Origin of the sequence: Streptomyces sp. RP5T, from assembly GCF_003933965.1 — a bacterium.
Taxonomy (GTDB): Bacteria; Actinomycetota; Actinomycetes; order Streptomycetales; family Streptomycetaceae; genus Streptomyces.
This window is the reverse complement of record NZ_RSAJ01000050.1, coordinates 1-19,840: the sequence shown is the minus strand read 5'-3', so window position 1 is coordinate 19,840 and position 19,840 is coordinate 1. Positions and strand designations below refer to the sequence as shown.

The following is a 19,840-nucleotide window of genomic DNA, read 5'->3' as shown; positions in this document are numbered from 1 at the left end:
TAGATGCGTCGAGGATCGCGACCGGGCGCGTTCCGAGTCAAGGGTCCGGGACAGTTGACCTGATACCTGGGGGCCATCAACCGTTCACGCAGGCCGCCCCGTTGAGAGTGAAAGCGGTCGGCGCGGCGTTCGTGGCGCCCTTGCTCCCGATGAACCCGAGGGTCACCGAACCCCCGGCCGCGATGGTGTTGGTGTAGGACGCCGGGGTGACGGTCACCGCGCCACCGCTCTGTGCGGCGGTCCCACCCCACATGGTGGAGACGGTCTGCCCGTTGGCGAAGGCGAAGCCGAGTTTCCAGCCGGTGACCGCGGCGGCCGCGGTGTTGTGGATGACGATCTCGCCCTGGAAGCCGCCCTGCCACTCGCCGACCACCCGGTAGCCGACGGAGCAGCTCCCGGCGGGCGAGTTCGCCGTGGTGACGTTCACCGCCGCCGAACGGGCCGACCGGTTGCCGGCGGCGTCCCGGGCGTAGACCGCGAAGGAATAGGCCGTGTCGGCGCTCAGCCCGGTCACGGTCACCGAAGTGCCGGTGGCGGACGCGACCTTGGTCTCGGTGCCGCCGCCGATCCGCACCACGTCGTAGGCGGCGATGCCAACGTTGTCAGAGGACACCGTCCAGGACAGCGTGGCGGAGGTCGCCGTCACCGCGGAGGCGGTGGGGGTGCCGGGAGTGGTCGGGGCCTGGGTGTCGGTGGAGCCGCCACCGAAGATCGTGGCCTCCTTGGCGGTCTGGGCGATGCCGTTGGCGCCGTTGAAAACCCGCTGCCCCCACGACGTCAGCTGCGTCGGGTCGAAGTTCAGGACCATGTCGAGGATCGGATCGGTGTTACCACTCCAGGACCAGGCCAGATAGCCGATGTCGAGCTGCTCGGCGGTGGCCATCATGGTGTCCTCGTCCGGATCGCCCCACTGGTCGGCCGGCCCGCCGAACTCCCCGATCACGATGGGCAGTCGGGCACTCACGAAGGCGTTCAGGTAGTCGGTGATCTCGGCCGCGGTGTCGTAGACGCTGTACATGTGGATCGAGAAGACCAGGTTGCCGGTGGTGTCGGCCGCGTACACGGACTGGGCGTTGGCACGCATGACCTGCTGCCAGTCCTGGCCCCAGTTGGGCGCGTCCACCATGATCGTGTGCTCGAGGCCGGCACTCCGCAGCTTCTTGATCGCGGCGATGGTCGGGGCGGTCCAGCCGGCCGGATCGGTGTTGCCCCAGGGCTCGTTGCCGATGTTGACGATGATGTAGTTCTCCTGGCCGGCCAGGACGTTCTTCAGGCCGATCCAGTAGTCGGCGGCCTGGTCGAGGGTGCCGGCGGCGCCGTCCTCGCCGTAGCCGGTGGTGTCGTGCACCTCCAGGACGCAGATGAGCCGGTTGGCCTTGCACTGCGCGATGACATTTGCCACGTCCGAGGCGGTGTTGGCGGTCCAGCGGTGGCCGTCGGCGAGGACCACGCGGACGGTGTTGGCGCCCCGCGCCTTGATGTCGGCCAGCGAATCAAGCTCGTTCGGGTACCAGGTGTGGGCGTGGTTGACGCCGCGCATCACGAAGTCGTTGCCGTTGCTCTCGACCAGGCGGCCGTTGCTGATGTGCAGACCGGCGGCCTGGACGCCGGGCTCCTGGGCGGCCTGGGCCGCGCCGGGGCAGAGGGCGCCGAGCACCACCAGCCCGACGAGGGCCGCCAGCCGGGCCAGGAGGGTGCTCAGGGGGCTCTTTCTCGTTCTTCTCACTGCGGCTCCAGGGGGTGAGGCAGTCGAAGGTGGCGTGGGAGCGCTCCCACGCGCTCCCCATGGAAGCCAACCGTCAAGTACACGTCAAGATGCGCGACGGCAAAGGGAGCCGCCACGCCCTAGGGTTCCGAGCCTCGACCACCACATCTGGGAGGCATGTTGAGCACCCGACCCGTCGACCCCGGCTCCGCCAACGCCGAGGCCTGGCACGCCTACGGCGACCACCATCTGCGACGCGGCACCGCACTGCCGGAGCTGGAACGGTTCGACTGGGGCCCGCGGGACACCGGCCCGGGCGCCGAGCTCCTCGGCGAGCTCACCGGGCGGCGGATCCTGGACCTCGGCTGCGGCCCCGGCCGGCACGCGGCCCACCTCGTGCGGACGTACGGCGCCTCGGTGGACGCGGTCGACTCCTCCCCCACGCAGTACGCGCGTGCCCGCGCCCGCTACGACTCCCTGCCCGGCCTGCGCCTGATCAGGGCCGACGCCGTCGACCACCTCGGCGCGGCGGAACCGTACGACGTCGTCTACTCCGTCAACGCCGTGCCGTACATCGACCCCCGCAGGCTGCTGCCCGCCCTTGCCGCGGCCCTGCGGCCCGGCGGAACGCTGTGCTTCACCGTGCTGCACACCAACTCGCGCGGCGACGGCCCCTCCTCCGTCGTCGCGGCCCGGCCCGAGATCCTGCGGTTCGCCGGGGGCGGGGAGGCGACCGTGCGGATGTGGGTGCTGACCGAGGAGCTCTGGACGGACCTGCTCGGCGAGCACGGCCTGCGGGTCGAGGGCGTCGACGTCCTCGACACGCCGGAGGCTGGCAATCAGGCCTCCTACCGGCTCTTCCGCGTGACCCGTCCGGTCCGCGTCTCCTCCCGCCCGCGGAGCAGCCGCGCGCCCGTCCCGCACGCCGCGATCGGCGTCGGCGCCATCCTCCACGGACCCCGGGGACTGCTTCTCGGCCGGCACCGGCGCGGCACCTGGGAGCTGCCCGGCGGCACGGTGGAGCCCGGGGAGTCGCTCGCGGAGACGGTCGTGCGCGAACTCCGCGAGGAGACCGGTGTCGAGGCCAACCCCGCCGATGTCAGGCTGCTCGGCACTCTCCTCGACGACGTCGACGGCGTGGTGCGGATGACGGTGGCCACCCAGGTCACCGCCTGGCGGGGCGAGCCCCGCGACCAGCCCGGCGAACGGGTCGGCGACTGGCGCTGGTTCCCCCTGGACCGGCTCCCGCTCGGCCTCTTCGTGTGCAGCGCCCAGGGCCTGACCGCCTGGCGCCCGGACCTGCCGATCGACCACACACCGGCCCACTTCACGCCGTTCGCCGGATAGGAGCCGTGCGACCTCTCCAGGTCGCGGTGCAACCCCCTCGCAACCTTGCCTGTGCTGGACTCGGCGACCATGGACGAGGATTCCGCACGTGCCGTGTACGACGAGGTGCCGCGTGTCGAGCTCACGCCCGCGGCCGCCGAACTGCTGCGCCGGCTGCGCGAGGCGCACGGGCCGCTGATGTTCCATCAGTCGGGCGGCTGCTGCGACGGAAGCGCGCCGATGTGCTACCCGGAGGGTGAGTTCCGCACCGGCGGCTCGGACGTGCTGCTCGCCGAGCTGGACGTGCCGGGGGTAGGGGAGCCGGTGACCTTCTGGATGTCGAGGAGCCAGTACGAGGTGTGGGCCCACACCCGGCTGATCGTCGATGTCGTCGCGGGCCGGGGCAGCGGATTCTCGCTGGAGGCACCCGAGGGGGTGCGTTTCCTCATCCGTTCGCGTGTGGTCGGCGCCGAGTAGCCCCTCGGCTCACCGTCGTCTGGTGCACTTCCCCTGAGTTCTGGGACAGTCGACACGACCTCAGGGGTGAGCTGTGACGCACCGTCAAAGACGTTCCGGCGCAGGCGGATCGGTACTGGCACTTCTCGCGGCACTCGGCACGCTGGCCGGTGCGGCCCTGGTGGGGGCGGCACCGGCCGGCGCCGCGCAGGGGTGGACACAGCTCGCGGCGGGAGTGCGGTACGAGCAGTTCGACATCTCCGCGGCCGCCGGTCCGGCGCACGCCCATGTGCTCCGTGTGGACCTCGACGAACCGCGGGTGCGAGTGGAGCTGCTGTATCCGGGGGCGGTGGCCGCGCGGGCCACGGTGTCCGGGATGGCCGGCGCGCAGGGCGCTCTCGCGGGGGTGAACGGGGACTTCTTCAACATCTCCGAGACCCAGCACCCCGGCGTCGAGGCCACCGGCGCCAGTGTGGGCCCGGCGATCGCGCAGGGCCGTGCGCTCAAGGCCGCGGTGCCGAAAGGCCAGCGCTTCGGGCCCGCCCTGCCGCCCGGCACCGGTACGAAGGACGTGTTCGGCGTGGGCACCGACCGCCTTGCCCGCCTCGACGCCCTGGCGCTCGACGGGGAGGTGCGGACGCCCGCGGGGCAACTGCCGCTCGGCGGGCTGAACCAGTACGCGCTGCCCGTCGGTTCGGTCGGGGCGTTCACCCCGGACTGGGGCAGCGCGTCCCGGGTGCGGGCGACCTGCGGGACGGACACGGACCGGGCCGCCCCGTGCAGCACCGACACCCATGAGGTGACGGTCCGTGACGGACAGGTGGTCGCCGTCGCCGACACGCCGGGCAGCGGGCCGATCGCCGCCGGCACCACCGTGCTCGTGGGCCGGGAGGCGGGTGCGCAGCAGCTGCGGAAACTCTCGGTCGGCTCGGCGGTGACGGTGCAGCACCGACTGGTCGCGAGTTCGGCGAGAGTTGCGTACCGCTTCGCACTCGGCGGCTATCCGGTGCTCGTCGGCGGCCGCCCGCTGCCCGGACTCGACGACACGACGTCGGCCGTGCGCACGGCCGTGGGTGTCGCGGACGGTGGACGGCGGCTGTATCTGCTCGCGCTGGACGGTGCCCCGGACTATCGCCGGGGGCTGACGATGGCCGAAGTCGCCGACACCATGCGGACCTTGGGTTCGATCGACGCCTTCAGCCTGGACGGCGGCGGCTCCACGACCATGGCCGCCCGCATGCCGGGCACCGGCGCCGTCACCGCCCTCAACCACCCGTCGGGGGGCGCCGAACGGCCCGTACCGAACGGCATCGGGGTCTTCAGCGCGAGTTGAAGCCAGGGACTGCGGTCAGGGGCTGCGTTCAGGGGCGCAGACTGCCGACGATGTCGGCCGTCGCCGTGAGACCGCTGTGGATGGTGGGCGCGAAGCTCGTGCCGGCGAGACAGAAGCCGAGCAGCGTGCACACCAGTGCGTGGGAGACCTTGAGTCCGCCGCCGCGCACGAAAACCACCGCCAGGATGAGCAGCAGCACCAGTACCGAGATGGAAATCGCCATGGACAGCCTCCTCCGCCACGCCACTGAGTCTGTTTCGCGGCGTTCGGCCGCAAGTGTGGCGTAGCGGAGGGTTCGTCCGGGCGGCTGAAGTGTCCTCCGAACGAGTGGTGTCCGGGCCCGCGCGACGGCGCCTACCGGTGGGCGTCGAGGAACGCCTCCAGGCCAGCCAGGTCGTCGGTGTTGAGGTGGTCGACGCCGGCGGCGAGGAGCTCGGCCCACAGGGCGTCACGGGCGGGGCCGGCCAGGTCCGGGGTGGCCCAGAACCGCACCTTCTGGCCGCGCGCGTGGGCCTGCCGGACGATGCCGCGCAGCTTCTGCCGCTCGGCGTCGGGGAAGGCGCCCTCGCCGAGCCAGGTGAAGTTGAGGGTCCAGTTGTCGCTGATCAGCGGGATGAGGGAGGCGGGCGCCGCGGTGCCGAGGTCGGCGAGCCTGCCGTCGTAGAAGGCCCGGCGCACGGTCTGGGCCTCCATCGGAGCGCGGGCGGCCCGGTCACCGGAGATCACGGCGGTCACCGGGCCGGGGACGACCTTGCCGTGGACGCAGGTCGTGAACAGGTGCCGGTAGCGCCGCAGATGGCGGTCGAGTTCGAGGTAGGTCGAGGAGCCCTCGGTCTTGATGTCGACGAGCAGTTGGAGCGGGTGGCGGTCACCGCGGTACACGGAGCCGTGGTTGGCCTTGACGATCCTGGCCAGCGGGTCGAGGTAGAGGGACTCCAGGGTGCGTGCGGGGTCGAGGTCGTCCGCGGTGTGGCCGATGAGGAGCTGGTCGCCGACGAGGAAGATGTCGGCCTCGACGCTGCCGAAACGGTGGTCGAGGGCGTCGAGGAGGGGGCGCGGATGCTCGTAGTCGTTGTGGGCGTGGGCGCGCCACAGCGGACGGGGCCGGTGCTTGCGGCTGTCGGCCCAGGCACTGCCGACGGGCGGGGCGAGCGTCGCGGCGGCCGTGGCGCCGAGGGCGGTGAGGGCTCTGCGACGGGTGATGAGGGCCATGTTCTGCCTCCCTGTGGGGCGGGTCGGAACCACAGGGAGTATGGGGCCCATCGGCCGTCAAGAGACCTGTACGTGCCAGGAGTTGGCCGGACTGCCGTCGCCCGTTCACTCCTCGCGCGCGGGCGCGCGGAAAAGCCCGCCCCAGGTGGGGCGGGCTTCACCGGACAGGACTCAGGGCGCCCGGAGGTCGACGAGTTCGGCCAGCCGGGCGCGGTGCGCGCCCGCCGTGCCGTAGGCGATCGAGTCGGCCTTGGCCCGCTTCAGGTAGAGGTGGACCGGGTGCTCCCACGTCATGCCGATCCCGGCGTGGAGCTGGAGCGCCTCCTCGGCGGCGTGCACGGCGACGGACGCCGCGTAGGCCTGCGCGACGGCGACCGCCACGTCGGTGTCCTCGCCGGTGGTGAGCGCGTCGGCCGCGTTCCGCGCGGCGGCGCGGAGGTTGACGACCTCCAGCCACAGCTGGGCGAGCCGGTGCTTGAGCGCCTGGAAGCCGCCGACGGGCCGGTTGAACTGCTTGCGCTCCTTGAGGTAGCGCACCGTCTCGGTCAACGTCCAGTCGGCGAGGCCGAGTTGCTCGGAGGCGAGCAGTCCGGCCCCGGCCCGCAGGGCGCGGTGCACGGCGGCTTCTGCGTCGCCCAGCAGGCGGCCCGGCGCCCCGTCGAGGGTGACGGTCGCGAGCGGCCGGGTCAGGTCGAAGGGGATCTGCGGGGTGACGGTCGCGGCGGAGGCGTCCACCGCGTACAGCCCGCCGTCGTCCGCGGGCACCAGCAGCACGTCGGCCACCTGGGCGTCCGCGATCGTGGTCAACTCCCCGTGCAGGCCGCCGTCCTCATGGCGTACGACCTGGTAGGCGCCGCCCGGGGCGACGTTCAGCGCGACGGCGAGGGCGCCGGTCCTGCGTCCGGTCGCGAGCTCGGCGAGCAGGTCGTCGGCGTCGCAGGCGAGCAGGGCCTCGGTGGCGACGACCGCGCTGGTGAGGTACGGCACGGGAGCGACCGCGCGGCCCAACTCCTCCAGGACGACGGCGACTTCGCGGTGGGAGGCACCCTGGCCGCCCTTGTCCTCGGGGACCAGGAGTCCCGCGAGGCCCATGCCGTCCGTGAGGGCCTTCCAGGCCGCGAGGTCGTGCGGGGTGTCCGACTCGGTGCGGGTGATCACGCCCGGCGCGTCGCAGTGGTCGGCGAGCAGGTCCCGTACGGCGGCCCGCAGGGCCTCTTCCTCCTCCGAGTACAGCAGGTCGCTCATCGGGCCAGGTCCTTCCAGGCGACGTCCTTGTCGGTGCGCGGCTCGGCCGGGAGGCCCAGGACGCGTTCGGCGACGATGTTCAGCAGGACCTCGCTGGTCCCGCCCTCGATGCTGTTGCCCTTGGAGCGCAGGTAGCGGTAGCCGGCGTCGCGGCCGGTGAAGTCCACCAGCTCGGGGCGGCGCATGGTCCAGTCGTCGTACAACAGGCCCTCCTCGCCGCGCAGTTCCACCTCCAGGCCGCTGATCTCCTGGTTGAGGCGGGCGAAGGCGAGCTTCATGCCGGCGCCCTCGGGGCCGGGCTGTCCGGCGACGAGCTGCTGGCGCAGGCGCTCGGCGGTGAGGCGGGCGACCTCGGAGTCCACCCAGAGCCTCAGCAGCCGCTGGTGCAGGTCCTGGGTGCGCAGTTCGGGGCGTTCGCGCCAGGTCCTGGAGACCGGGCCGATCATGCCGCCCTCGCGGGGCAGGCGCATGCCTCCGATGGCGACGCGCTCGTTGTTCAGCGTGGTCTGCGCGACCCGCCAGCCGTCGCCGATCTCGCCGAGGCGGCGGTCGTCGGGGATGCGGACGTCGGTCAGGAAGACCTCGTTGAACTCGGCCTCACCCGTGATCTGCCGCAGCGGGCGGACGTCGACGCCGGGGTCGGTCATGTCGCAGACGAAGTAGGTGATGCCCGCATGCTTGGGCACGTCCGGGTCGGTGCGGGCGATGAGGATGGCCCAGCGGGAGTTGTGGGCGCCGGACGTCCACACCTTCTGCCCGTTGACGACCCAGTCGTCGCCTTCGCGTACCGCGCGTGTGCCGAGCGCGGCGAGGTCGGATCCGGCGCCGGGCTCGCTGAACAGCTGGCACCAGACCTCCTCCCCCACCCACAGGGGCCGCAGATAGCGCTGCTTCTGCTCCTCGGTGCCGTACTTGAGGATGGTCGGGGCGGCCATGCCGAGGCCGATGCCGTTGCGGCGCGGGTCGTTGTCGGGGGCGCCCGCGGCCTCCAGCTCGGCGTCCACGACGGCCTGGAGGGAGCGGGGCGCGTTCAGTCCGCCGAGGCCCTCCGGGTAGTGCACCCAGGCGAGTCCGGCGTCGAAGCGGGCCTTGAGGAAGTCCAGCCGGTCCGTGCTCGCGGGCGGATGCGCGGCCAGCAACTCGGTGGTGCGGCGCCTCAGTTCGGCTGCGTCGGTCATGCCTGTGCTCCCGTGGGTACGACGGCGATCCGGCCCGTGGTCACGCCGTCACCGAGGCGCTGCACGGCGTCCGCGGCCCCGGCGAGCGGCACCCGCTCGCTGATGAGCGGCTTGATCGCGCCCCGCGCGGCCAGTTCGGTGAGCTGCTCGTGGCAGTGCTGGACCAGCTTGGGGTTCTTGGTGTTGTACAGGCCCCAGTGCAGGCCGAGGATGGCATAGTTCTTCACCAGGGCGTGGTTGAGGCCGGGGCTCGGAATGGTCCCGCTCGCGAAGCCGACGACCACGATCCGTCCCTCGAAGGCGACGACCTTGGTCGACTGCGTGTAGGCCTCGCCGCCCACGGGGTCGTACACGACATCCGCGCCCCGGCCCCCGGTGGCCTCCTTCACGGCGGCGACGACGTCCTCGCTCCGCCGGTCGACCACCACGTCACAGCCCAGCTCGCGGGCCACGGCGGCCTTCTCGGCGCCGCCGACGACACCGATGACGGTGGCGCCGGCGGCCTTGCCGAGCTGCACGGCCGCGCTGCCGACCCCTCCGGCGGCGGCGTGGACCAGCAGCGTCTCTCCGGCCTCCAGGCGGGCGCGCCGGTGCAGACCGAACCAGCCCGTCTGGTAGCCGATGTGCAGCGCGGCGGCCTCGGCGTCGTCCAGCGAGTCCGGCGCGGGCAGCAGAGCGGCGGCGTCCGCGACGGCGTACTCGGCGAAACCGCCGTACGGGAGCGCGGGGTTGGCGATCACGCGCCGCCCGTCCTCGGTCTCGCCGCAGATCTCCACGCCCGGCGTGAAGGGCAGCGGCGGGCGGACCTGGTAGTGGCCGCGGCACATCAGCACGTCCGGGAAGTTGATGTTCGCGGCGCGCACCCTCAGCAGGACCTGGCCGTCGCCGGGCACGGGCTGCGCCACGTCCGCGAGGCGCATCACCTCGCTCGGCTCACCGTTCTCGTGCACTTGCCAAGCCTGCATGGGGGGCCTCCACGGGACTGCGTCGTCATGCCGGGGTCTGACCGGGGTCCTCCGCATACTAAGCGGTCGCTTGCCGATCAGGGAACAGTCCGCGGGGAAAGTGTCGGCAGGCACACCGGGGGCCGCGCAGCGGTTGCACGAGGCGGCGGGGCTGAACAGGGTGACAGGGACGAACCGGACGCCCGTGCCCCAGCGGGCGGTCCCCGGCGATCCCGGAAAGGACCCGCGCACATGACGGTCATCAACAGCCCGCTGCCGGAGAAGGAACGCGAGATCGCGGGGAACGCCCTGCAGGCGACCCTGGTGGATCTGCTCGACCTCTCCCTGGTCGCCAAGCAGGCGCACTGGAACCTGTACGGGCCGCGCTTCCGCTCCATCCACCTCCAGCTCGACGAGGTGGTCACCACGGCCCGCACCTACGCCGACACGGTGGCCGAGCGCGCCGCGGCGCTGGGCGTCAGCCCGGACGGCCGGGCCGCGACCGTCGCGGCCACCAGCGGGGTGCCGGAGTTCTCACCCGGCTGGACGAAGGACGTGGACGCCGTCGGGGCGCTGGTGCGGACCTTCTCCGCGGTCGTCGAGCGGATGCGGGAACGCATCGAGCAGACCGGCCCGGCGGACCCCGTGACCGAGGACCTGCTGATCGGCCTCACCGCCGACCTGGAGAAGCAGAGCTGGATGTTCCAGGCCGAGCACCGGGACTAGGTGTATTGCCCCGTGAGGTTGGGGACATACACCTAGGGCACCCCAGGACCGCCGTTCAGCGCTCCAGCCGGTGCGGATGGGCCGAGTAGACGCCCAGGATCCGTACCTCGGTGGAGAAGAAGCCCAGTTCGTGCAGCGCGAGGGCGACATGCGGCTCGTCGGGATGGCCCTCGACCTCGACGTAGAAGCGGCTGGCGTCGAGTCCCGCCCCCACCTGGTAGCTCTCGATCTTCGTGAGGTTCACCCCGCTGGTGGCGAATCCGCCGAGCGCCTTGAACAGGGCGCTCGGGATGTTGCGCACGGAGAAGAACAGGCTGGTCATCGTCGGCTCGCCCGTGTCGGGGCGCACGGCGGCCTCCCGGGACAGGACGACGAACCGGGTGGTGTTGTCGGGGTCGTCCTCGACCCCGGGGCGCAGCACGTCGAGGCCGTACAGCGCGGCCGCTGCGGGCGGGGCGAGCGCCGCGTGCCGCGGGTCGCCCAGTTCGGCCACCTCACGCGCCGCTCCGGCGGTGTCGTCGGTGACGAGAGTGCGCCAGCCGCCCTCCCGCAGCACCTTGCGGCACTGTCCGAGGGCGTGCACATGGCTGCGTACGCACTCCACCCGGTCCGGAGTCGCCCCGGGCACGCCCATCAGGTCGAAGCGGATCGCGAGGAAGTGCTCGGCGATGATGAACAGCCCCGACTCGGGCAGCAGGTGGTGCACGTCCGCCACCCGGCCCGCCGCGGAGTTGTCGACCGGGATCACGGCGACGTCGGCCGTGCCCAGCGTCACCGCGTCCAGCGCCTGCTCGAAACTCGTGCAGGGCTGTTCGTCGCACCCGGGGTACAGGGTGTGCGCGGCGGTCGCCGAGTTGGATCCGGGTTCACCTTGGTAAGCGACGGTCGTCACGGGGCTCGGTCTCTTGTCGTGGGGCGGCGGAAGCTCCGTAACGTACCAGGAACGCCCGGTCCGGGAGCCGGGTGTCCAGCGGCGCCCCCGCTCACGCCTTCCGGGGGCGCGCCCGGACGTGCATCCGCTCCCCCTGCGGCCCGAAGAGGCTGAGGAACTCCGCCGGGCCCTCCCCGGTCGAGCCGAACCAGTGCGGCACCCGGGTGTCGAACTCCGCCGCCTCCCCCGCCGTCAGCACCACGTCGTGTTCGGCCAGCACCACCCGCAGCCGGCCCGCCAGCACGTACAGCCACTCGTAGCCCTCGTGGGTGCGCAGTTCCGGCTCCTCGTCGCGGCGCGGCACCAGTACCTTGAAGGCCTGGAGGCCGCCGGGCTGCCGGGTGAGCGGCCAGAAGGTGCGCCCGTGCCGTTCGAGCGGCGCCGACCGCACCCGGGGGTCGCCGACCGGCGGGGCGCCGACCAGCTCGTCCAGCGGCACCTGGTGGGCCTGGGCGATCGGCAGCAGCAGCTCCAGGCTGGGCTTGCGCAGCCCGGACTCCAGCCGGGAGAGCGTGCTCACGGAGATGCCGGTGGTCTCCGAGAGGGCCGCAAGGGTCACCTCCCGGTCCTTGCGCAGCCGCCTGAGCCTCGGTCCCACTTCGGCGAGAACGTCGTCGGTACTCATACCGATATTGCAGAATCGGCAACTTCGTTTGTCAATCCCGCGTCCGCGGAGCGACCGTGTCGGCATGACCGAGACCTATGAAGTGATCGTTGTCGGAGGCGGCGCGGCAGGTCTGTCCGCCGCCCTGGTCCTGGGCCGGGCCCGGCGCCGCACCCTGCTCGTCGACGCGGGCGAGCCGCGCAACGCGCCCGCCGCGCACATGCAGGGCTTCCTCACCCGGGACGGCATGCCACCCGCCGAGTTCCTCGCGATCGGCCGCGAGGAGGTCAAGGGGTACGGCGTCGAGCTGGTCCGGGACCGGGTGACCGAGGTCGCGCCGGGCTTCGCCGTGACCCTGGCGGGCGGACGTGCGGTGCGGGCCCGTCGGCTGGTCCTCGCGACAGGCCTGGCCGACGAGCTGCCGGACGTGCCCGGCGTCGCCGAGCGCTTCGGCAGGGACGTCCTGCTCTGCCCGTACTGCCACGGCTGGGAGGTCCGCGACCAGGCTTTCGGCGTGCTCGCCACCAGCCCGCTCAGCGTGCACCAGGCGCTGATGGTCTCGCAGTGGTCGAAGGACGTGACCCTGTTCCTGCACACGGTCGACGAGTCCGAGCTCTCCGACGACGACCTGCGCAGGCTGGCCACGGCCGGCGTGCGGGTGGTGCCCGGCGAGGTCGCCGGGCTGGTGGTGAGCGACGACCGGCTGACCGCCGTACGGCTGGCGGACGGCACGGCGCACGCGCGCGAGGTCGTCTTCACCGCTCCCCGTGCCGTACCGCGCAACGGCCTGCTGGAGCGGCTGGGGGCCGAGTTCCAGGAGACGCCCTTCGGCAGCTACCCCGTGGTCGACGGGAACTGGCGGACGACCGTGCCGGGCGTGTACGCCGTCGGCAACGCGGCCGGTTTCGGCGAGCAGGTGATCAACGCGGCGAGCGCCGGTTACCGGGCGGCCGCCACGATCAACGGCGAGCTGCTGATGAGCGATCTCGACGCGGCCGCCGGGGTGTAGAGCGGCCTCCTCCGGTACACCCTGGAAGCATGTTGCTTGCCCGGCTGGCCCAGGTGTCCCAGGACGTCGCCGCGACCTCGGCACGCTCGAAGAAGATCGCGCTCCTCGCCGAGCTGTTCCGCGACGCCGAGGCGGACGACGTCCCGATCGTGATCCCGTACCTGGCGGGACGGCTCCCGCAGGGCCGGCTCGGCGTCGGCTGGAAGGTGCTGGGCCGCCCGGTCGCCCCGGCCGCCGAGCCGACCCTGACCGTGCGCGCGGTGGACGCCCTGCTGAGCGAGCTCGGCAAGGTGGCGGGCGCGGGTTCGCAGGCCGAACGCGCCCGGCTGGTCGGCGCGTTGATGGGCGCCGCCACCGAGGGCGAGCAGCGGTTCCTGCTGGGGCTCCTCACCGGAGAGGTACGGCAGGGCGCGCTGGACGCGGTGGCGGTCGAGGGCCTCGCCAGGGCGACCGGCGCGCCCCCGGCGGACGTACGCCGAGCCGTGATGCTCGCGGGCTCCCTCCAGACGGTGGCCGAGGCCCTGCTCACCGACGGCCCGCCCGCCCTGGAACGCTTCCGCCTGACGGTGGGCCGCCCGGTCCTGCCGATGCTGGCGCACAGCGCCTCCTCGGTGGCCGAGGCGGTCGGCAAGCTCGACAGCTGCGCGGTCGAGGAGAAGCTGGACGGCATCCGCGTCCAGCTCCACCGGGACGGCGACGTCGTACGGCTGTACACCCGCACCCTCGACGACATCACCGACCGGCTGCCCGAACTGACGGCCGCCGCGCTGGAGTTGCGGGGCGAGCGGTTCATCCTGGACGGGGAGGTCATCGCGTTCGACGAGGACGGGCGGCCGCGTTCGTTCCAGGAGACGGCCGGCCGGGTCGGCTCCCGGGTGGACGTGACGACGGCCGCCGAGGCGGTCCCCGTCTCCCCCGTCTTCTTCGACGTCCTGTCCGTCGACGACCGCGACCTCCTCGACCTGCCCTTCGCCGAACGGCACGCGGAGCTGGCCCGGTTGGTGCCCGAGCCGATGCGGGTGCGGCGGGCCCTGGTGTCGGGCCCCGAGGACGTCCACGAGGCCGAGGAGTTCCTCGCCGAGACCCTGAAGCGCGGTCACGAGGGCGTCGTGGTGAAATCCCTCGACGCCTCCTACAGCGCGGGCCGGCGCGGCGCGTCCTGGCTGAAGGTCAAACCCGTGCACACCCTCGACCTGGTGGTGCTGGCCGCCGAGTGGGGCCACGGCCGCCGCACCGGCAGGCTCTCCAACCTGCACCTCGGCGCCCGCACGGCCGACGGCGGCTACGCCATGCTCGGCAAGACCTTCAAGGGCATGACCGACGCGATGCTCGCCTGGCAGACCGAGCGCCTCCAGGAACTGGCCGTGGACAGCAGCGGTTACACGGTGACGGTACGGCCCGAACTCGTCGTCGAGATCGCCTACGACGGCCTCCAGCGGTCGACCCGCTACCCGGCCGGCGTCACCCTGCGCTTCGCCCGCGTGGTCCGCTACCGCGAGGACAAGAGTCCCGAGGACGCCGACACCGTGGAGACGCTGCTGGCCGCGCACCCCGAGGTGCGGCCATGAGGACGAGCGCCGGCCTGCTGTTGTTCCGGCACACCGAGGACGGCCTGGAGGTGTTGTTGGGCCATATGGGCGGCCCGTTCTTCGCGCGCCGGGACGCCGGGGCCTGGAGTGTGCCGAAGGGCGAGTACGAGCCCGGGGCGGAGTCGGCCTGGGACGCGGCCCGCCGCGAGTTCCGCGAGGAACTGGGCCTGGAGCCGCCCGACGGAACGGCCGTGGCGCTGGGTGAGGTCCGGCAGACGAACGGCAAGGTCGTCACGGCCTGGGCGATCGAGGCGGACCTCGATCCGGCGACCGTGGTGCCGGGGGTGTTCAGCATGGAGTGGCCGCCGAAGTCCGGCAGGACGCAGGAGTTCCCGGAACTGGACCGCGTCGCGTGGTTCGGCCTCGACCGGGCCCGGGCCGTGATCGTCAGGGCGCAGGCCGCGTTTCTCGACCGGCTGGCTGAGCACTCGCCCTGACGTCCACGCGTTGCGGCCGCCCCCGCCGCGCGGGAAGGTCGAAGCACAGTCAGCTCTTTTGGAGGTCGGTCATGCCCATCGCGACGGTGAACCCGGCGAACGGCGAGACGCTCAAGACGTACCAGGCCATGGGCGAGGAGGAGATCGAGCGCAGGCTCCAGCTCGCGGAGGCGACGTTCCGCACCTGGCGGACGACCTCCTTCGAGGAACGCGCCCGCCTCCTGAACCGGGCCGCGGGGCTGCTCGACGACATCCAGCAGGACATCGCCAAGGTCATGACGACCGAGATGGGCAAGCCGGTCAAGCAGGCCCGCGCCGAGGCCGCCAAGTGCGCCAAGGCCATGCGCTGGTACGCCGAGCACGCCGAGTCGCTGCTGGCCGACGAGGAGCCCGCCGAGGGCGACGTCAAGGACTCCGGCGCCTCGCGCGCCCTGGTCCGCTACCGCCCGCTCGGGCCCGTGCTCGCGGTGATGCCGTGGAACTTCCCGCTGTGGCAGGTCGTCCGCTTCGCCGCGCCCGCGCTCATGGCGGGCAACGTCGGCCTGCTCAAGCACGCCTCGAACGTGCCGCAGACCGCCCTGTTCCTGGAGGACCTCTTCCACCAGGCGGGCTACCCGGAGGGCTGCTTCCAGACCCTGCTCGTCGGATCCGGCGCGATCGACGAGATCCTGCGCGACGAACGCGTCAAGGCGGCCACGCTCACCGGCAGCGAGCCCGCGGGCCGGGCGGTCGCCGCCACCGCCGGGGACATGGTGAAGAAGACCGTGCTGGAACTGGGCGGCAGCGACCCGTACATCGTGATGCCGTCCGCGGACGTCGACCGGGCCGCCGAGATCGCGGTGACCGCGCGGGTGCAGAACAACGGGCAGTCCTGCATCGCCGCCAAGCGGTTCATCGTGCACACGGACGTCTACGACCGCTTCGCCGAGCGGTTCGTCGAGGGCATGAAGGCCCTCAAGGTCGGTGACCCGCTGGAGGAGGACACCGAGGTCGGACCGCTGTCCAGCGAGCAGGGGCGGGCCGACCTGGAGGAGCTGGTCGACGACGCCAGGCGCAGCGGGGCGAGCGTGCTGTGCGGCGGGCAGCGGCCGGAGGGACCCGGCTGGTACTACCCGCCGACCGTCATCGCCGACGTGACCCGCGAGATGCGCATCCACCGCGAGGAGACCTTCGGGCCGGTGGCCACGCTGTACCGGGCGGCCGACCTCGACGAGGCGGTGCTGATCGCCAACGACTCGGCGTTCGGGCTGAGTTCCAACGTCTGGACCCGGGACGAGGCCGAGGTCGACCGGTTCGTGCGGGACCTGGAGGCCGGCGGGGTCTTCGTCAACGGGATGACCGCCTCGCATCCGGCGCTCCCGTTCGGCGGGGTGAAACGGTCCGGCTACGGGCGTGAGCTGTCCGGGCACGGAATCAGGGAGTTCTGCAACATCACGACGGTTTGGCACGGAGCGTGACAGTTGCGCGGCTAACATCCCGGGTGTGAACCGCGAAGTGACTCTGCCTCTGATCGTCGACGACCGCGGGACCCTTCAGGTGGCCGCGGCCGATGTGAGCAAGCTGCTCCGCAGTCTCGGCGGGCGGTGGCTGCACCTGGTCGAGGCCGGTTCGGAGGGGCTGGACGAGGACACGGTCGCCGCGCTGACGATCGAGCTCGCGAAGCTCGCCGACCGGATCGACGTCGCGTGCATCGCGCACAGCAGCGGCGGGGCTCCGTAGCGGTCGCCGTACGTCGTCCGCGTGGCCGGTCGTGACCGGTCGCGCGGTTCCCGCGTTCGGAGCAGTCCGGCGCGAAGTCGTCCGCCGCCCGGGACATCGTGGACGGGACCAGTCTTCGGTTCCGGGACGGGACGGCGTGCGATGAGCGAAGAGACGATCACCGAGATCCTGCCCCCGATCCGGCACTGGCCGGCACTCGACCTGAAGGGCGCCGAGTTCGACCCGGTGCTGACCGAGCTGATGCGCGAGGGCCCCGTCACCCGGATCCAGCTGCCCCACGGCGAGGGCTGGGCCTGGCTGGTCACCCGGTACGCGGATGTGCGCGCGGTGGCCGACGATCCGCGCCTGAGCCGTGCCGCGGTCCTGGACGAGCAGGTCACCCGGCTCGCCCCGCACTTCGTCCCGCGGCCCGGCGCGGTCGGCCTCCTCGACCCGCCGGAGCACACCCGGCTGCGCCGTTCAGTGGCCGCGGCGTTCACCCCGGAGGGCGTGCGGCGGGTACGGGAGAAGTCCCGCCGGATGCTCGACGAGCTGGTCGACGAGCTGCTCCAGGACGGTCCCCCCGCCGACCTCACCGCGGCGGTGCTCACCCCGTTCGCCGATGCCGTGATCTGCGAGCTGACGGGCGTGCCGGCCGCGGACCGGCACGGCATGCGGATCTGGGCCCGGCTGGTCCTGTCCTCCTCGCACGGCGCGACGGCGGGCGAGCGGGCCAGGAACGAGATGGGCGCCTACTTCTGTGACCTCATCGGGCTCAGGGAGGGCGCCACCGGTACGGACGTGGCCTCCCTGCTCGGGGCCGCCGTGGGCCGCGGCGAGGTGACGCTGGAGGAGGCCGCCGGGTACGCCGTGGCGCTCCAGCTCGGCGGCGAGGCGTTGACGGACCACGGCGGGCAGCTGCTGCATCTGCTGCTGACCCGCCCCGACCTGACCGAACGGCTGCGCGCCGAGCCGGAGATCCGCCCGCGGGCCGTCGAGGAGCTGCTGCGCTGCGTGCCGCACCGCAACGCGGTCGGCCTGGCGCGGATCGCCCTGGAGGACGTCGGGGTCGCCGGTGTGCGGATCCGGGCGGGCGACGCGATCTACGTGTCGTACCTGGCCGCGAACCGCGACCCCGAGGTCTTCCCGTACCCCGAGACGATCGACTTCGACCGCGCCACCGGCCAGCACCTCGCTTTCGGTTCCGGCCCGCACTCCTGCCCGGGCGCGACGCCGTCCCGTATGGCGGTCGAGCTGCTGGTCGAGACACTGCTCGACCGGGTGCCCGGGCTGCGGCACGCGGTGCCGCCGGAGCGGGTGCCCTTCAAGAAGGGCACGTGGCTCCGCGGCCCGGAGTCGCTCCCGGTGACGTGGTGACGGCTCCGAAGGGCTCGTGGTTCTCCGGAGCCGCCCGTCCTAACGGATGGGCATCCCCGACAGCGTCCGCGCGATGACCAGTCGCTGGATCTCGCTCGTGCCCTCGAAGATGGTGTAGATCGCGGCGTCCCGGTGCATCCGCTCCACCGGGTACTCCCGGGTGTAGCCGTTGCCGCCCAGGATCTGGACCGCCTGCGCGGTGACCTTCTTCGCCGTCTCGCTCGCGAAGAGCTTCGACATCGAGCCCTCGGCGGCGGTGAACTGCTTGCCGTTGATCGCCATCCAGGAGGCGCGCCAGACCAGGAGGCGGGCCGCGTCGATGGAGGTGCGCATGTCCGCGAGCTGGAACGCCACGCCCTGGTTGTCGATGATCGGCCGGCCGAACTGCTCACGGGTCTTGGCGTAGTCGAGGGCGACCTCGTAGGCGGCACGGGCGGTGCCGACGGCCATGGCGCCCACGGCGGGCCGCGACGCCTCGAAGGTGGCCATCGCCGCGTTCTTGACGCGCTCGCCGCCGGTCTTCGCGCGCTCGCGGGCCCGGGCGAGGCGGTGGTCGAGCTTCTCCTTGCCGCCGAGGAGGCAGGAGCCGGGCACCCGCACGTCCTCCAGGACGACCTCGGCGGTGTGCGAGGCGCGGATGCCGTGCTTCTTGAACTTCTGGCCCTGGGACAGGCCCGGCGTGTTCGGCGGCACGATGAAGGAGGCGTGGCCCTTGGAGCCGAGCTCCGGGTCGACGACCGCGACGACGACGTGGACGTTGGCGATGCCGCCGTTGGTCGCCCAGGTCTTCGTGCCGTTGAGCACCCACTCGTCCTTGGCCTCGTCGTACACGGCACGCGTGCGCATGGAGGCCACGTCGGAACCGGCGTCGGGCTCGGACGAGCAGAACGCGGCGACCTTGACGTCGTTCGCGTCGCCGTACATCTGGGGGATCCAGGTGCCGATCTGCTCCTCGGTCCCGTTGGCGAGAACGCCCACGGCGGCGAGGCCGGTGCCTACGATCGACAGGGCGATGCCCGCGTCGCCCCAGAACAGCTCCTCCATCGCCATGGGGATACCGAGCCCGGTGGGGTCGAAGTACTGCTGGGCGTAGAAGTCGAGGGAGTAGATGCCTACCTTCGCGGCCTCCTGGATGACCGGCCAGGGAGTCTCCTCACGCTCGTCCCATTCGGCGGCCGCGGGGCGGATGACGTCGGCGGCGAAGCCGTGCAGCCAGTCCCGGACCTCCTTCTGTTCGTCGTTGAGCTCCATGGTGAACTCGGCCATGTCCCCTCCAGCGGCGACGCACGTGCATGTTACTTGCGGTAACCCGAGTCTGTTACCCACGGGTAGGAAAAGTCAACTCCCGCTGACCGGTCAGCAGCCTGTTCGATGCCCATCAGCTGCCGAGTGTTAGTTTGCGCAGGCGTTACCGATTCAGCACGGGTGGGGAGAGCACATGGACACCACACAGCGGACCGATCAGCAGCGGTCCGCCGACCGCCGGCGGCGCGAGCTGCTGGAGGCCGCGGACAGGGTGGTGCTGCGCGACGGGCCGCAGGCCTCGATGAACGCGATCGCCGCGGAGGCGGGTATCACCAAGCCGATCCTGTACCGGCACTTCGGTGACAAGGGTGGACTCTACGCCGCTCTCGCCAAGCGGCACACCGACGCCCTGCTGGACTCGCTGCGCGCGGCGCTGGACGCCCCGGCGGACCGGCGCGAGCGGGTCGAGGCGACCCTGGACACCTATCTCGCGGCCATCGAGGCCCGGCCACAGGTCTACCGGTTCCTGATGCACCCCGCCGAGGCGGGCCAGACCGGGGACCAGGGCTTCGACGTCGGTAAGCATTCCGCGCCCCTGCTGCGGAGGATGGGTGAAGAGTTGGGGCAGGTCATCGAGGACCGGCTGGACCTCGGGCCCGGCAGCCAGCTGCTGTCCCGGGTGTGGGGGCACGGGATCGTCGGGATGATGTACGCGGCGGGTGACTGGTGGCTGGGGGAACGGCCGTGTTCCCGGGCGGAGTTGGTGCGGAGCATGGCTGACCTGCTGTGGGGGCGGCTTGCTGCGGCGGGGGACAAGGTGGGAGG

At 72.2% G+C, this 19,840-nt stretch carries 20 protein-coding genes; 11 read left to right on the top strand and 9 right to left on the bottom strand.

Annotated elements, in window-relative coordinates:
* Nucleotides 1–76: 76 nt before the first annotated feature.
* Nucleotides 77–1,726, bottom strand: coding sequence for a cellulase family glycosylhydrolase (locus tag EHS43_RS08315; protein ID WP_125189886.1), 1,650 nt, complete (start codon nucleotides 1,724–1,726; stop codon nucleotides 77–79).
* 159 nt (nucleotides 1,727–1,885) lie between these two features.
* Here EHS43_RS08315 and EHS43_RS08310 point away from each other — a divergent pair, with 159 nt between their 5' ends.
* The 3 genes from EHS43_RS08310 (at nucleotide 1,886) to EHS43_RS08300 (ending at nucleotide 4,820) form a co-directional block, all read left to right on the top strand.
* A complete protein-coding gene (locus tag EHS43_RS08310; protein ID WP_260470437.1) occupies nucleotides 1,886–3,052 on the top strand; it encodes an NUDIX domain-containing protein in 1,167 nt (388 codons plus the stop codon).
* Nucleotides 3,053–3,121: 69 nt separating this feature from the next.
* A complete protein-coding gene (locus EHS43_RS08305) occupies nucleotides 3,122–3,508 on the top strand; it encodes a DUF779 domain-containing protein (protein ID WP_125189892.1) in 387 nt (128 codons plus the stop codon).
* 73 nt (nucleotides 3,509–3,581) lie between these two features.
* Entirely contained in the window at nucleotides 3,582–4,820 is a 1,239-nt protein-coding gene (locus tag EHS43_RS08300; RefSeq protein ID WP_125189884.1) for a phosphodiester glycosidase family protein, read from the top strand.
* Nucleotides 4,821–4,848: 28 nt separating this feature from the next.
* Here the strand turns inward: EHS43_RS08300 and EHS43_RS08295 are convergent, their stop codons facing one another.
* The 5 genes from EHS43_RS08295 to EHS43_RS08275 all read right to left on the bottom strand — a co-directional run bounded on the left by EHS43_RS08295 (nucleotide 4,849) and on the right by EHS43_RS08275 (nucleotide 9,420).
* On the bottom strand, nucleotides 4,849–5,043 hold the full coding sequence (locus EHS43_RS08295; protein WP_125189883.1) for a hypothetical protein: 195 nt from the start codon (nucleotides 5,041–5,043) through the stop codon (nucleotides 4,849–4,851).
* Nucleotides 5,044–5,174: 131 nt separating this feature from the next.
* Entirely contained in the window at nucleotides 5,175–6,032 is an 858-nt protein-coding gene (locus tag EHS43_RS08290; protein ID WP_125189882.1) for a phosphatidylinositol-specific phospholipase C/glycerophosphodiester phosphodiesterase family protein, read from the bottom strand.
* Nucleotides 6,033–6,203: 171 nt separating this feature from the next.
* A complete protein-coding gene (locus EHS43_RS08285) occupies nucleotides 6,204–7,277 on the bottom strand; it encodes an acyl-CoA dehydrogenase family protein (protein WP_125189881.1) in 1,074 nt (357 codons plus the stop codon).
* Complete coding sequence (locus EHS43_RS08280) at nucleotides 7,274–8,455, bottom strand: acyl-CoA dehydrogenase family protein (RefSeq protein ID WP_125189880.1); 1,182 nt, start codon at nucleotides 8,453–8,455, stop codon at nucleotides 7,274–7,276. The genes EHS43_RS08285 and EHS43_RS08280 overlap by 4 nt, the downstream gene beginning before the upstream one ends.
* Nucleotides 8,452–9,420, bottom strand: coding sequence for an NADPH:quinone oxidoreductase family protein (locus tag EHS43_RS08275; protein ID WP_125189879.1), 969 nt, complete (start codon nucleotides 9,418–9,420; stop codon nucleotides 8,452–8,454). Before EHS43_RS08275 ends, EHS43_RS08280 begins: the two co-directional genes overlap by 4 nt.
* Before the next feature lie 231 nt (nucleotides 9,421–9,651).
* On the opposite strand from EHS43_RS08275, the gene EHS43_RS08270 reads away from it, so the two are divergent.
* The gene (locus EHS43_RS08270) at nucleotides 9,652–10,125 is read left to right on the top strand and encodes a DNA starvation/stationary phase protection protein (RefSeq protein ID WP_125189878.1); all 474 of its coding nucleotides are present in this window, start codon (nucleotides 9,652–9,654) and stop codon (nucleotides 10,123–10,125) included.
* Nucleotides 10,126–10,180: 55 nt separating this feature from the next.
* Here EHS43_RS08270 and EHS43_RS08265 read toward each other — a convergent pair whose 3' ends face one another.
* Both EHS43_RS08265 and EHS43_RS08260 read right to left on the bottom strand, forming a co-directional pair.
* Nucleotides 10,181–11,017: a prephenate dehydratase gene (locus EHS43_RS08265; protein ID WP_125189877.1), complete on the bottom strand. Its 837-nt coding sequence runs from the start codon at nucleotides 11,015–11,017 to the stop codon at nucleotides 10,181–10,183.
* A 91-nt stretch (nucleotides 11,018–11,108) separates the two neighbouring features.
* Nucleotides 11,109–11,681 (bottom strand): helix-turn-helix domain-containing protein, encoded by a 573-nt coding sequence (locus EHS43_RS08260; RefSeq protein WP_125189876.1) that lies wholly within the window; start codon nucleotides 11,679–11,681, stop codon nucleotides 11,109–11,111.
* A gap of 64 nt (nucleotides 11,682–11,745) precedes the next feature.
* On the opposite strand from EHS43_RS08260, the gene EHS43_RS08255 reads away from it, so the two are divergent.
* From EHS43_RS08255 to EHS43_RS08230, 6 genes are all read left to right on the top strand, one after another.
* Entirely contained in the window at nucleotides 11,746–12,669 is a 924-nt protein-coding gene (locus tag EHS43_RS08255; RefSeq protein ID WP_125189875.1) for an NAD(P)/FAD-dependent oxidoreductase, read from the top strand.
* A 29-nt stretch (nucleotides 12,670–12,698) separates the two neighbouring features.
* Nucleotides 12,699–14,237: an ATP-dependent DNA ligase gene (locus EHS43_RS08250; protein ID WP_125189874.1), complete on the top strand. Its 1,539-nt coding sequence runs from the start codon at nucleotides 12,699–12,701 to the stop codon at nucleotides 14,235–14,237.
* Nucleotides 14,234–14,695 carry an NUDIX domain-containing protein gene (locus tag EHS43_RS08245; RefSeq protein WP_125189873.1) on the top strand — a complete coding sequence of 154 codons (462 nt, stop codon included), beginning with the start codon at nucleotides 14,234–14,236 and terminating at the stop codon, nucleotides 14,693–14,695. Before EHS43_RS08250 ends, EHS43_RS08245 begins: the two co-directional genes overlap by 4 nt.
* A gap of 71 nt (nucleotides 14,696–14,766) precedes the next feature.
* A complete protein-coding gene (locus EHS43_RS08240; protein ID WP_125189872.1) occupies nucleotides 14,767–16,152 on the top strand; it encodes an NADP-dependent succinic semialdehyde dehydrogenase in 1,386 nt (461 codons plus the stop codon).
* Nucleotides 16,153–16,177: 25 nt separating this feature from the next.
* Nucleotides 16,178–16,414 (top strand): DUF6213 family protein, encoded by a 237-nt coding sequence (locus EHS43_RS08235; protein ID WP_037710150.1) that lies wholly within the window; start codon nucleotides 16,178–16,180, stop codon nucleotides 16,412–16,414.
* 141 nt (nucleotides 16,415–16,555) lie between these two features.
* Nucleotides 16,556–17,770, top strand: a complete 1,215-nt coding sequence (locus tag EHS43_RS08230) for a cytochrome P450 (protein WP_125189871.1) — start codon at nucleotides 16,556–16,558, stop codon at nucleotides 17,768–17,770.
* A gap of 39 nt (nucleotides 17,771–17,809) precedes the next feature.
* On the opposite strand, the gene EHS43_RS08225 is transcribed toward EHS43_RS08230, so the two are convergent.
* Nucleotides 17,810–19,036 (bottom strand): acyl-CoA dehydrogenase family protein, encoded by a 1,227-nt coding sequence (locus EHS43_RS08225; protein WP_125189870.1) that lies wholly within the window; start codon nucleotides 19,034–19,036, stop codon nucleotides 17,810–17,812.
* 172 nt (nucleotides 19,037–19,208) lie between these two features.
* Between EHS43_RS08225 and EHS43_RS08220 the strand changes: the two genes are divergently transcribed.
* Nucleotides 19,209–19,840: TetR family transcriptional regulator (locus EHS43_RS08220; RefSeq protein WP_148104026.1), on the top strand; the 632-nt coding region annotated here is incomplete at its 3' end.

What these genes read in the sequence shown, in the direction of transcription:
- EHS43_RS08305 (WP_125189892.1), top strand. Translation starts at nt 3,122, where the DNA reads ATGGACGAGGATTCCGCACGTGCCGTGTACGACGAGGTGCCGCGTGTC.
- EHS43_RS08295 (WP_125189883.1), bottom strand. Translation starts at nt 5,043, where the DNA reads ATGGCGATTTCCATCTCGGTACTGGTGCTGCTGCTCATCCTGGCGGTG.
- EHS43_RS08290 (WP_125189882.1), bottom strand. Translation starts at nt 6,032, where the DNA reads ATGGCCCTCATCACCCGTCGCAGAGCCCTCACCGCCCTCGGCGCCACG.
- EHS43_RS08285 (WP_125189881.1), bottom strand. Translation starts at nt 7,277, where the DNA reads ATGAGCGACCTGCTGTACTCGGAGGAGGAAGAGGCCCTGCGGGCCGCC.
- EHS43_RS08280 (WP_125189880.1), bottom strand. Translation starts at nt 8,455, where the DNA reads ATGACCGACGCAGCCGAACTGAGGCGCCGCACCACCGAGTTGCTGGCC.
- EHS43_RS08275 (WP_125189879.1), bottom strand. Translation starts at nt 9,420, where the DNA reads ATGCAGGCTTGGCAAGTGCACGAGAACGGTGAGCCGAGCGAGGTGATG.
- EHS43_RS08270 (WP_125189878.1), top strand. Translation starts at nt 9,652, where the DNA reads ATGACGGTCATCAACAGCCCGCTGCCGGAGAAGGAACGCGAGATCGCG.
- EHS43_RS08260 (WP_125189876.1), bottom strand. Translation starts at nt 11,681, where the DNA reads ATGAGTACCGACGACGTTCTCGCCGAAGTGGGACCGAGGCTCAGGCGG.
- EHS43_RS08255 (WP_125189875.1), top strand. Translation starts at nt 11,746, where the DNA reads ATGACCGAGACCTATGAAGTGATCGTTGTCGGAGGCGGCGCGGCAGGT.
- EHS43_RS08250 (WP_125189874.1), top strand. Translation starts at nt 12,699, where the DNA reads ATGTTGCTTGCCCGGCTGGCCCAGGTGTCCCAGGACGTCGCCGCGACC.
- EHS43_RS08245 (WP_125189873.1), top strand. Translation starts at nt 14,234, where the DNA reads ATGAGGACGAGCGCCGGCCTGCTGTTGTTCCGGCACACCGAGGACGGC.
- EHS43_RS08240 (WP_125189872.1), top strand. Translation starts at nt 14,767, where the DNA reads ATGCCCATCGCGACGGTGAACCCGGCGAACGGCGAGACGCTCAAGACG.
- EHS43_RS08230 (WP_125189871.1), top strand. Translation starts at nt 16,556, where the DNA reads ATGAGCGAAGAGACGATCACCGAGATCCTGCCCCCGATCCGGCACTGG.
- EHS43_RS08225 (WP_125189870.1), bottom strand. Translation starts at nt 19,036, where the DNA reads ATGGCCGAGTTCACCATGGAGCTCAACGACGAACAGAAGGAGGTCCGG.